This window comes from Schleiferia thermophila (assembly GCF_003337435.1).
GTDB lineage: Bacteria > Bacteroidota > Bacteroidia > Flavobacteriales > Schleiferiaceae > Schleiferia > Schleiferia thermophila.
Map to the genome: position 1 here is coordinate 384,265 of NZ_QPJS01000001.1, position 12,112 is coordinate 396,376.

11 protein-coding genes are annotated in these 12,112 nt (G+C 44.8%); all 11 read left to right on the top strand.

Translation table 11 applies throughout. The features are described from left to right. Positions 1-44 precede the first annotated feature (44 nt). The 11 genes from DES35_RS01665 (at position 45) to rodA (ending at position 11,920) form a co-directional block, all read left to right on the top strand. Positions 45-392: an ArsC/Spx/MgsR family protein gene (locus DES35_RS01665; RefSeq protein ID WP_037358011.1), complete on the top strand. Its 348-nt coding sequence runs from the start codon at positions 45-47 to the stop codon at positions 390-392. 1 nt (position 393) lies between these two features. Continuing rightward, on the top strand, positions 394-1,017 hold the full coding sequence (rsmG, locus tag DES35_RS01670; protein WP_037358014.1) for a 16S rRNA (guanine(527)-N(7))-methyltransferase RsmG: 624 nt from the start codon (positions 394-396) through the stop codon (positions 1,015-1,017). A 61-nt stretch (positions 1,018-1,078) separates the two neighbouring features. Further along, the gene (locus DES35_RS01675) at positions 1,079-2,149 is read left to right on the top strand and encodes a putative type IX sorting system protein PorV2 (protein ID WP_114365613.1); all 1,071 of its coding nucleotides are present in this window, start codon (positions 1,079-1,081) and stop codon (positions 2,147-2,149) included. Between the two features lie 125 nt (positions 2,150-2,274). Then, on the top strand, positions 2,275-3,645 hold the full coding sequence (locus DES35_RS01680) for a pyridoxal phosphate-dependent decarboxylase family protein (RefSeq protein WP_051889261.1): 1,371 nt from the start codon (positions 2,275-2,277) through the stop codon (positions 3,643-3,645). Then, positions 3,642-4,787: an MFS transporter gene (locus tag DES35_RS01685; RefSeq protein ID WP_114365614.1), complete on the top strand. Its 1,146-nt coding sequence runs from the start codon at positions 3,642-3,644 to the stop codon at positions 4,785-4,787. The genes DES35_RS01680 and DES35_RS01685 overlap by 4 nt, the downstream gene beginning before the upstream one ends. Before the next feature lie 80 nt (positions 4,788-4,867). Continuing rightward, entirely contained in the window at positions 4,868-6,373 is a 1,506-nt protein-coding gene (gene purH / locus DES35_RS01690; protein ID WP_114365615.1) for a bifunctional phosphoribosylaminoimidazolecarboxamide formyltransferase/IMP cyclohydrolase, read from the top strand. 14 nt (positions 6,374-6,387) lie between these two features. Continuing rightward, on the top strand, positions 6,388-7,413 hold the full coding sequence (locus tag DES35_RS01695) for a rod shape-determining protein (protein ID WP_114365616.1): 1,026 nt from the start codon (positions 6,388-6,390) through the stop codon (positions 7,411-7,413). A gap of 50 nt (positions 7,414-7,463) precedes the next feature. Beyond that, on the top strand, positions 7,464-8,297 hold the full coding sequence (mreC, locus tag DES35_RS01700) for a rod shape-determining protein MreC (RefSeq protein WP_114365617.1): 834 nt from the start codon (positions 7,464-7,466) through the stop codon (positions 8,295-8,297). After that, the gene (locus tag DES35_RS01705) at positions 8,284-8,814 is read left to right on the top strand and encodes a hypothetical protein (protein ID WP_051889262.1); all 531 of its coding nucleotides are present in this window, start codon (positions 8,284-8,286) and stop codon (positions 8,812-8,814) included. The genes mreC and DES35_RS01705 overlap by 14 nt, the downstream gene beginning before the upstream one ends. After that, positions 8,811-10,667: a penicillin-binding protein 2 gene (gene mrdA / locus DES35_RS01710; protein ID WP_114365618.1), complete on the top strand. Its 1,857-nt coding sequence runs from the start codon at positions 8,811-8,813 to the stop codon at positions 10,665-10,667. Before DES35_RS01705 ends, mrdA begins: the two co-directional genes overlap by 4 nt. Further along, entirely contained in the window at positions 10,664-11,920 is a 1,257-nt protein-coding gene (rodA, locus tag DES35_RS01715) for a rod shape-determining protein RodA (RefSeq protein WP_114365619.1), read from the top strand. Before mrdA ends, rodA begins: the two co-directional genes overlap by 4 nt. Positions 11,921-12,112: the final 192 nt, after the last annotated feature.

The window sequence follows — 12,112 nt, forward strand, 5'->3', positions numbered from 1 at the left end:
GTTGAAATGCCCTACTTTTGCCCCTACTGAACTAATTGAAATCAATGCTGATCGTATACCACAATCCTCGCTGTGGAAAAAGTCGCGAAGCACTTAAATGGCTCGACGAACGAAACATCTCCTACACCGTAAAAAAATACCTCAATGAGCCAATGACATTTGAGGAAGTGCAAGGCCTGGCCGTATTGGCGGGCCTCCATACCATCAACATCATCAGAACAACCGAGCCTGTATGGAAAGAGAAATATGCCGATCTCGAACTGGATGACGATGAACTGGTATATGCCATAATAGAGGATCCCATCCTGATGCAACGGCCGATTGTATACAACCCTGAAAAAGATTTGGCTGTGATAGCACGTCCGGCTGAAAAAATCCGGGAAATCCTGTAAGATGGAGTTAATCCGTTCGTATTTCGAGCATTTTTCAGAGGAACAATTGGCTAAATTTTCAGCCCTGAAACCATTGTATGAATACTGGAATGCCCGGATCAATGTAATATCCCGCAAGGATATGGAAAATTTCTACGTTCACCATGTGCTTCACAGCCTTGCTATAGTTCGATTTACCTCCTTTTTCTCGGGCGCAAAAGTGCTGGATGTCGGAACCGGGGGAGGATTTCCGGGCATACCATTGGCCATAGCGTTGCCTGAAGTTGAATTTCATTTGGTAGATTCCATTGGAAAAAAAATAAAGGTAGTCCGGGCAGTGGCCGAAGCTCTCCAACTCACCAATGTGATGGCCAGCCAAACAAGAGCCGAAACCCTGAAGCAGCAATACAACTATGTTGTGAGCAGGGCTGTGACCAGACTGCCGATTTTTTCCTCCTGGATCAAGGGGAAACTCGAAAAAAACAATCCCAAAGGCGCACTACCACCGGCAGTGCTCTACCTTAAAGGCGGGGACCTGGAAGACGAACTGGTTCCTCCGGTGCAACCTATCGAAATTGTATCCCTTCACTCCTATTTCCGCGAAGCATTTTTCGAAACGAAAAAGCTGGTAGTATTCCGGGTTTGAAATTCGAAGCTTTGCATACGATTCCATTATTTTTGACGTTGAATCCCTTAAAGCTCAGCTATTGAAGAAATCTTTAATTCTGGTATGGATTTGTCTGATTTCTGCAGGAAGCCATGCTCAACTTATCAGAAAGTACAGCAATGAATTTTTAACAATCGGTGCCGGTGCCAGAGGTCTTGCCATGTCCGGGGCTGTCACAGCTAGCACCGAAGGAACAGAAGCCGGATACTGGAACCCAGCAGGGATGCTCCATGGCGACTTTCTATATGATGCTGCACTGATGCATGCTTCCTGGTTTGCCTCCATAGCCAATTTCGATTACTTGTCACTGGCATTTTCACCCGCAGAGAGTCCATATCGATTTGGTGTATCGCTATTTCGCTTTGCTATTGACGATATACAAAATACCCTTAATCTGGTTGATCAGGAAGGACAGGTAGATTATGGCCGGATCACCAGGTTTTCTGCTGCCGACTATGCGCTGATGGCACACTTTGCAATGCCTGTGACAGGAGTTGAAAATCTTCAACTGGGATTCAATACAAAGCTGATATACAGAAATATAGGCCCATTTGCCAACGCTTTCGGTTTTGGCTTTGACGTGGGTGTTGCTTATCGGCCGGGCAATTGGCAGTTGTCAGCTGTGGTCAGAGATGCCACCACTACCTTCAACGCCTGGTTTATCAACGAAGACCAACTCAAAGAAGCCTTTGAACAAACAGGCAACGAGATGCCCGAGGAAAACATCGAACTCACTCCACCAGTGCTCACCCTTGGTGTAGCAAGGCGATTTGCCCTAAGCCCGGATTTTGGACTGCTGACAGAAGTGAATACCAGCCTGCTGGGAGGGCCACAAGCAGGAGTTAATTTCGGCACAGTACTGACGCTGAATCCGTCCATTGGTCTGGAAGCAGATTACAGAGAATGGGTCTATTTGCGATTTGGGGCTGGCAGATTTCAAAAAACTACTACTTTCAATGGGGGTGAGCATTGGCTATTTAGCCCCTCCATGGGATTGGGACTGCAGTTTGGCCGGTTGAAAATTGACTATGCTTTGACCAATCTGGTATCGTTTGAAAGCGCTTTAATTAGTCACGTCTTTAGTCTCAGAATGCAGTTTGTCAGGAAGTAAAATCGTCTGATAATCAAAAAAAATTAGTTTCTCAAATAGCATTTGACTCATTCCATTCTAGGCACTTATTTGTATGGCTATACGGTTTGTTTCTTTGCTATTATTGTTAAGAAATTTTACGCTTTATGAGGAATAATAGTCAAGCAAAGAGATCCGCCATTGTGGAAGAGCTTAAACAGTTGGCTGATGCAGAAGCCTTTTATGACGAATGGCATCTTTTTGCTTACAACTATTCTGCTGGTGATCCTTTGGTGAAACAAATCGGACAGGAAGCCTTCAATCTGTTTATGGACAAGAATGCACTGGACTTCACCGTTTTTCCCAGTGCTATGCATCTGGAGAGGAGGCTTGTATCCTTGGCCAAAAGCTGGATGAGGGGTACGGAAGAGACAAATGGCATATTTACCTCAGGAGGAACTGAGAGTTTGCTACTAGCAGTGTTGGCGGCTCGTGAGCAATACAGGGCTCTTGGAAAAAACAGAACCCCTGTGATTGTAGCCCCCGAAACCATTCATCCATCATTGGTCAAAGCAGCATTTTATTTTGGAATGCGCGTCCATAAGACACCAATAGGAGCCGATGGAAGAGCATTGGTAAAGCCTCTGATAGACGCTCTCGGCGAGGATACCGCTCTGGTAGCATTGTCTGCACCAAGTTGGGCCTATGGCAATATTGATCCGGTAGCCGAAATAGCTCCGGAAGCTGCAAGACTCCACATTCCGGTACACGTAGATGCCTGTTTTGGTGGTATGTACCTTCCCTTTGCCAGGTTGAATGGCTTATCAATTGCCGATTTTGACTTTTCCGTTACCGGGGTTAGCAGCATTTCATTGGATTTTCACAAATTCGGATATACCCCGAAGGGTGCTTCTATGGTGCTTTTCAGGGACTTCTGCTACGCTATACGTACGACGTATGTCAATGCGCAGACTCCGGGTTATGTCCTGGTCAACAGGGGTGTGCTTTCCTCCAAATCTGTGGGGCACCTGGCAGCTGCATATGCAGTAGTCAGTTACATTGGCACAGAGGGGTATCGACAATATGCGCAGGAAATAGGGAAAGCAGCAGAAGCTTTTCGAAATGGGTTGAGCAAATTGGGATTTACTCCGGCAATTTCCTCAGAAGATATTGTTTGCACCTTTTATCATCCAAAAATTGACCTGGTCCGTCTGGCTTTAAATTTAAAGAAAAAAGGCTGGGTTTTTCACCTGTTAAAGGCCAACCCAGATGCTGGTATTCCGGCATGTATTCATTTAACGATCAATCCGGTACATCTTCATATTGTCGATCAGTTTTTAAAGGATATCGAAAGTGCCATGAGTGAAGATTCAGGATTCAACGGGGATTTTCTGAGGGAAAATCCCTCCGACCTGGTGAGAAAACTCTCGGATGGCAGCATAGATCCGATTCTGCTACCGGTGCTGCTCGATGTAGTACCGCCCTCAGAAGCCGAAGTACAAATTCGTAGCGTAGTCAATTCTTGGTTTAAACCTTGAGAGATTTGGTCAGCCGGTCGCTGTTGCTTGCTGGATTTGTAATGGTCACCTTTGCCAATCAGGCGATGTGGGTCACCTTTGCGCCGGTAGCCAGTCAGGTAGCCGCCAAACTTCAGGTTGAGGTTCGCTGGGTGGGCTTCTTACCTGTGTTGTATCCTGTTGTTTTTTTGTTATTGTCCATCCCAGCCGGAAAATTGGCGGATATGGATGCTGTTAAGTGGGTGATGATAGCCGGAGTGCTTACGGCTATTGGCGCAACCGTTCGATTTGCCGGGTTCAATCTTTTTGTTTTATACTTCAGTCAGTTTTTGGCCGCTGTTGCTCAGCCATTGATTTTAAATGGATTTGTACCACTGACCAAACTCTATTCTCAGGAAAAGCGCTCGGTGGTACTCACTACCATGAGTGTTTCGATGTACAGTGGGATTGCTTTTTCCCTGCTGGCAGGAGTACCTGTATACAGTACGTTTGGAATTACAGGTTTGATACTACCCGCTGCAGTTTTGTCGGTTATTGGGTTGGTTGTTTTGATTTGCGCTCATCGGTTTCTCAGCACCGGACCAGCAACACCCTCTTCGGTCAATACAGGTTTTGGATCAGTTGTATGTAGGCCTTTTGTGATGGTTTTTGGTTGTATTTTGGGCCTTGGAGTGGGGACTTTTGACAATCTGTCGACATGGCTGGAGCCGGCTCTCAGTTCAACAAATTTTTCACATCATGCTGGACAGATTATGGGGATTGCTATATCAGCTGGTGTTATCGGGGTGGGCGTGATATCTCCCGCAGTGGCACGATATAGGTGGCACATCGGATATTTAAAATTTGTATTGGTGTTTGTCCTTTTATCTATGGTTTTGTTGACCGTTTATCCGAAATTGGTTGTTTTTTACATTTTAATTATCACCAGTAGTGTGTTGATGTTTCCGGCTTATCCCCTTATAATGGAGATGGTGGCAGAGCGTTTTTTGCAGGGGGGATTGGCAGCAGGTGCAGTTGGTATGGTCAGCCGGGTCGTAACGGTCACACTTACCCTGCTGGCATCTGCTTACATCGGCGATGCCTCTCTGTTTTTTCGATTTTTATCGATACCGCTTTTGGCAGGTGTTGCTTTGATTACTTTGTGGAATGACACAATAATTTAGTGCAATGAAGGTGTTATTCTGTGACAGGCAATTGAACTACCCAAATTACATTTGTCCTGTTTTTTTCTAAATTTTCATTAGTGTCAGTAAAGAAAATAAAAACTGCCTTAATTTCAGTATTTTACAAGGATGGATTGGAACGACTTGTGCGCGAGCTTCGCGATAAAAATGTGGAAATTTTTTCAACCGGAGGGACTCAGGATTATATTCAATCGCTCGGAGTACCAGCTACATCAATTGAGGAGATTACCGAATTTCCCGAAATTTTAGGAGGAAGGGTTAAGACCTTACATCCAGCAGTATTTGGAGGAATTTTGAGAAGAGATTCCAATCTGGATGACCTGCTGCAAATTAGTCAATACGGTATCACGCCTTTCGACCTGGTAGTGGTGGATTTATATCCGTTTGAAGAAACAGTAAAATCGGGAAAGTCGCATCAGGACATTATAGAGAAAATTGACATTGGCGGCATTAGCCTTATCAGAGCAGCAGCAAAAAATTTCACCGACGTAGCCATAGTGTCCTCAAGGTTTCAATATGATCGTTTTCTCGAACATTATCTGTCATACGAAGGCTGCACAGACCTGGACTTCCGCAAAGAGCTGGCAAGGGAGGCTTTCCGCATCAGTAGTACGTATGACAGAGCTATTTTCCATTGGTTTAGTGATTTGCCATTGCCATCGGAAAAAGTGCATTCGCTACGCTACGGAGAGAATCCTCATCAGCGCGGGTGGTTTGAAGGGGACCTTTCCGAAATTTTCACTCAACTATCGGGTAAGGAGCTCAGCTACAACAACCTTCTGGATATAGACGCTGCCTTGGCCTACCTAGGCGAATTTGACGAGACCTCATGTGTGATCGTAAAACACAATAATGCCTGCGGACTTGCTTCAAGAACCGATGTATTTCAGGCATGGACGGATGCACTGAAAGCGGACCCTGTTTCTGCATTTGGAGGTATTATAGCCTTCAATGCTCCTGTGGATACAAAAACAGCTGAAGCAGTTTCCGGAATTTTTTTTGAAGTACTCCTTGCTCCAGGCTTTGACAGTGAAGCCCTCGAACTACTGCGATCCAAAAAGAACAGAATTATTGTCCAAATCCATCCATTTGTACCCAACAGACTCACCAAGCGGTCAGCACTCAATGGGTATTTGGTACAAGACAGGGATTTGCATACCGATAGTGCTGAGGATTTCAAATATGTAACGCGTAAAAAACCCACCCATCAAGAGGTGAAAGATCTGATTTTTGCCTCCAAAATCAGTAAGCACACCAGAAGTAATACCATAGTATTGGCCAAAGATCACATGCTGTTGGCTGCCGGGACTGGGCAGACTTCAAGAGTGGATGCCTTGAGGCAGGCTATTCTGAAGGGTCAGACCTTTGGTTTGAGTCTGCAAGGTGCTGTGATGGCAAGTGATGCATTTTTTCCGTTTCCGGATTGTGTCGAAATTGCACACCAGGCTGGAATTACTGCCATTGTTCAACCCGGTGGGTCCATCAAAGACCAATTGAGCATCGACTACTGCAATCAGCACGATTTGGCTATGGTATTTACCGGTTTTAGACATTTTAAACATTAATAAAATATTCTAATATGGGATTTTTTGATTTCCTTACCGAAGAAATCGCTATCGACCTGGGTACTGCCAACACCCTTATAATTCACAGGGATAAAGTAGTAGTTGATGCACCCTCTATCGTGGCGATCGATCGAAATACGAACAAAATCATAGCTGTAGGCCATCAGGCCAGAATGATGCACGGAAAAACGCACGAAAACATAAAGACCATCCGCCCGCTTAAAGATGGGGTGATTGCCGATTTTGAAGCCTCTGAGCACATGATAAGGGAGCTGATCAAAAGCATCCCAGGGCTGAAAAACCGATTTTTCACCCCCTCTCTGCGCATGGTAATTTGCATACCTTCGGGTATTACAGAGGTCGAGAAAAGAGCAGTGCGCGACAGTGCCGAACATGCCGGAGCCAAGGAGGTCTATCTTATTCAGGAACCAATGGCTGCGGCCATTGGCATTGGAGTGGACGTACAGGAGCCGAAAGGCAATATGATCATTGACATTGGAGGGGGGACCACCGAAATAGCCGTTGTAGCACTGGGAGGTATTGTGTGTGATAAATCCATAAAAGTAGCCGGTGATGTATTTACCAACGACATCAGTTACTACATGCGTACCAAACACAATCTGTATGTAGGCGAACGCACCGCAGAGGAAATAAAAATTCAGGTTGGAGCAGCTCTCGATGAACTCGACAACCCGCCAGATGACATGCCTGTTCAGGGCCGAGACTTGCTGACCGGAAAACCAAAACAGGTAGTGGTCAATTACAAAGAAATAGCCCGGGCTTTGGAAAAGTCCATCATCAGGATAGAAGACGCCATCATGGAGGCCCTCTCCATGACTCCTCCTGAACTAGCAGCTGATATTTACAACAGCGGAATATATATGGCAGGAGGAGGAAGCATGCTTAGAGGACTCGACAAACGCATCTCTATGAAAACTGACCTGCCTGTATATGTAGCTGAGGACCCCTTAAGAGCCGTAGTACGAGGTACGGGCATAGCTTTAAAAAACCTTGATAAATTTAATTTCCTCAGCCGCTAGCCGGTTTTTCATTACATTGACTCAAATCCAATCCATACCCTTGAAGAAGGATGAATAAAGTCTGGTCTTTTTTAATCAAAAACGCATATCTGATTTTATTTATCCTGATACAGGGGTTTTGTCTATCCCTCACCATTCGGCACAATGTGTATCAAAATTACGTTTGGTTTACGAGCAGTACCTATGCGGTAGGTACTATACACGACAGAATTTCGGCCGCCTATGAGTATCTAAGTCTTAAACAACAGAACCAGGTGCTCCAAACAGAAAATGCAGTACTTCGTACGGCACTGGAAGAGTTTAGAAACTCTTTTATATACGAATCGGGAAGAATAGAAGACACATTACTGAAGCAGGTGTACACCTATCAGGAAGCCAGAGTGATTCACAGTACCATTCACCTGCAAAACAATTATCTTGTCATCGACAAAGGCGAAATCCATGGTCTGAAACCGGGTATGGCGGTCATTTCACCTATCGGTGTGGCGGGTATCATCAAAGATGTGGGCTCACGCTATTCCACTGCTCTTTCAGTGATTCACAGTAAATTTTCCATAAGTGCCCGCCCTGCCAATGCCAAAAACTTTGGCTCCCTAATCTGGAATGGCAAAAACTATCGATATGCACAACTGATCGACTTACCAAGGCAAACTCGGATCCGAAACGGAGATACGGTCGTCACAGATGTGCGCAGTCTTATCTTTCCCGAAGGAATAGGTGTAGGCATTATCAAAAGTTACAGAACCAGGGAGCCGGGCGATTTTATTGAAGCTCAGATTGAACTTTTTACAGATTTCAGCAGCATACACCAGGTCTATGTCATTGATTTTATTGATAAAAAAGCCATTGAGGATTTAAAACTGCTCATTAATGAAGGCAAGTGATGCAATGTCATGGACTGTAGCACTTGTGGCTGCTTTAGTACTGCAGGTTGGAGTATTTGACCAGATTAAACTTTCCGGATACATCAATCCACAGATTGTACCTGCATTATTCCTAGCTGCTAAACTGTTTCTTCCCAAATACTTGCATCTGTTGCTTTCATTTCTTACGGGTCTTGCCATCGACTGGTGGTACAACACAGGGGGAATTTATGCTTCCGCACTTTCTATGATATCTTTTATTCCTTTGGAAAGGTTGTTAGGCTTACTGGTTACCAGTGATCTCGGGATTATCCGTGTGAGCACTGTGGGATTCAGACGATATTTCGTTTATATATCCATTTCTTATGTGGTATTTTTCGCATGGTTGTATGTATTGGATTCCATGGCGTCTATAAAATTTTTAGTTTTGGGTTCGAAGATCTTATACTCCACTGCCATAAGTTTATTGATTGTTGTCCCCATTGAAATTCTCCTAACACCTGATGCAACCCGTGTAGGAAAAAGAAGATTGAAATGAAGCGAATCACGGTTTTTGTAATCTTTCTCATAGCCGTGTGGATGGCTTTCACAGTCAGGCTTTTCCACATACAAATTGTGGACAACAGTTGGAAACTCTCTGCCGAAAACAATGTGATTCGCACCCTTAAGATCTACGCTCCCCGGGGTGAAATAGTCGACCGTGAGGGTCGGGTTATTGTTGCCAATCAAGTGGCCTATGATCTGATGGTCATTCCCATGCAGGTCAAAGAGATGGACACGGCCGAGTTTTGCCGGCTGTTTGCCATATCGAGGGAGTTTTTCGAAAAGCAACTGGAGGCAGCACGGAATTACAGCCGATACAAGCCATCCGAATTTATCCGATACATACAGGCCAAGGACTATGCATATTTACAGGAAAAATTGTTTTTATTTCCAGGCTTTTTCTTCCAACGACGCACCCTGCGATACTATCCGTATTCATCGGCAGCCAATGTCCTTGGCTTCATTGGAGAGGTGGACGAAAGCACCGTTAAAAACAATCCTGAGTACAGCAGAGGAGATTTCATCGGTGTTGCCGGCATTGAAAAATCTTACGAACGATATCTGAGAGGTAAGCACGGTGTAAAGAGAATACTCGTAGATGTGCGAGGGCGGGAGAAGGGCCCTTACAAAGCCGGTCTCTTTGACTCACTCGCAGTGCCCGGCAGCGACCTTATGGCAACCATCGACATCGAACTGCAGATGTATGGTGAAACACTCATGCGCAATAAGCGCGGTAGCATTGTAGCCATAGAACCCTCAACTGGTGAAATTCTCCTACTTGTCACCAGTCCCACATATGACCCAAATTTGCTGGTTGGTCGCGACAGAAACATCAATTACAGAAAGCTTTACAACGATTCTATCAACAAACCACTCTACGACCGTGCCCTGCTTGCTGAGTATCCTCCCGGTTCCCCGTTCAAAATACTTCAGGCCCTGGTAGCACTTCAAGAAGGAAGCATTCAACCTTCAACTACGTTTACGTGTGGAGGAGGTTTCAGAGCCGGCAGTCTTTTTGTGCGGTGTAAGTGTGGCACCTCGTATCCATTACCTCTTCAAGTCGGCATCTATAAATCGTGCAACAATTACTTCTGCAATACCTACAAGCGCACCATTGAAAAATATCCCGATGCCCCTACTGGTGTTGAAATCTGGAGCCGTCATATGAAAAGCTTCGGTCTGGGTACGTACTTCAACAACGACCTTTCCACCGGCAGACGAGGGTTAGTACCAGATTCAACATATTACAATCGAAAATTTAGAACAACCCGCTGGAAAGCACTCAACACCATTTCTCTAGGCATCGGACAGGGTGAAATGCTCGTTACTCCTATTCAACTGGCCAATGCAGCAGCTGCGATTGCCAACAGAGGCTACTTCTATACGCCCCATCTGGTTAAGCGCATAGATGGTAAACCGATTACTGACCCACATTACACACAGCCAAAAAAAACTACAGTAGATAGCATTCACTTTGAAACTGTGATCGAAGGGATGTTTCAGGTCTTCGAACAAGGAACGGCCAGAGCCTCACGAATCCCCGGAATTGAGCTCTGTGGAAAAACGGGAACCGCCCAAAATCCCCATGGCCAGGACCATTCGATTTTTATGGCCTTTGGTCCAAAGAACAACCCCAAAATTGCCATCGCTATCTTTGTTGAAAATGGCTACTGGGGCTCTCGCTGGGCTGCTCCGATTGCCTCCTTGATCATCGAAAAATACCTCACCGGAAAAGTAGAGCGTAAAGAACTCGAAAGACGCATGATGGAAGGCTCTCTTCAAGACGAGTATGACCGTCAGCTGATCAGAATTTTCGGACAGAAACTTTTGACAACCAGCGGCAGATGAGAAAAAGAAACTCCATTTTTGAAGGGATAGACTGGTCGGTACTTTTGCTTTATTACCTGCTGGTAATCATCGGTTTTTTCAGTGTTTTGGCTGCTGTTTACAATCCGGACACGTTTTCCCTTTCGAATCTATCGCACAACTACAACAAGCAGATGATTTTCATTATTGCATCCACTGTGATCGGATTGTTCATACTAAGTCTGGAAGGCAGGTTAATAGAACCCCTGTCATTCCCCATATATCTGCTCACTTTGGGATTGCTTGTAGCAGTTCTTTTTTTAGGAGTAAAAATTTCCGGGGCGCGTTCATGGTTTCAGTTCGGAGCTTTTAGTCTACAGCCAGGTGAATTTGCCAAACTATCTGCTTCTATGATGGTGGCTGCAATACTAGCGGGTGCCAATCGAAAAAATTTTAACAAAAAGCTTTTTCTAGCCATAGTGGTCATAGCCATCCCGGCACTGCTCATACTGCCACAGCCTGACCTTGGCAGTGCAATAGTTTTTTCTTCATTTCTGTTTGTCTTTTACCGAGAAGGTTTACCGTTGTTTTATGTATTGATCTTCATTGCTTTGGGTGTATTTTTTATCCTGGCACTGGTGATAGACCCTGACATACTTTCCGTGGTACTTGGTGGCATGGGTGTCTTTGTTGCCATTCTATTGCGGAGAATGCGCAGGGTTTGGTTAACCATTGCAGCCGTTACGGCATTGCTGGTTCTTTTCATTCAATCGGTCGATTATGCTTTCTACAATCTCCTGGAAGATCGGCACCGAAACCGCATCAACATCATGCTTGGCAAGGCGCACGATCCCAAGGGTATCGGGTACAATACCCATCAGAGTATGATTGCTATTGGTTCAGGGGGGGTATGGGGTAAAGGATTTCTTCAAGGCACACAGACGAAGTACGATTTTGTCCCCGAACAGCAGACAGATTTTATCTTTTGTACCATTGGGGAAGAATGGGGTTTTGTAGGGTCTTTTCTTTTTATCTCGCTTTACCTGCTTTTTATTTACCGGATTTTTGTGTTGGCTGAGCGACAAAAGCTTGCATATGCACGGATCTTTGCGTATTCTGTTGGGAGTATTATTTTTTTTCACTTCACGGTAAATATTGCCATGACTATCGGTTTGTTTCCTGTGATAGGAATTCCATTGCCATTTATAAGCTCTGGTGGGTCTTCGATGTTGGCTTTTTCGATGATGATTTTCATCTTGCTCAGGCTTGATACGTATAGGCAGGAAATTTTGTAAAATAAGAGCTATTTCTCCACAAAGATTTCTATCCTGTAAATCTTTTAACTTAGTAAAGGCAGAATGTTTGTGATTTCAAGTAAAAATCTGTGCAAGTGTTTATTTACATAAATTCTTGCACTGCGTTCCTTATCACACCTTCTCTCTGCGGATTGGGGATTAGCAGAATTGAAAACATTCTAAAACGAGGTT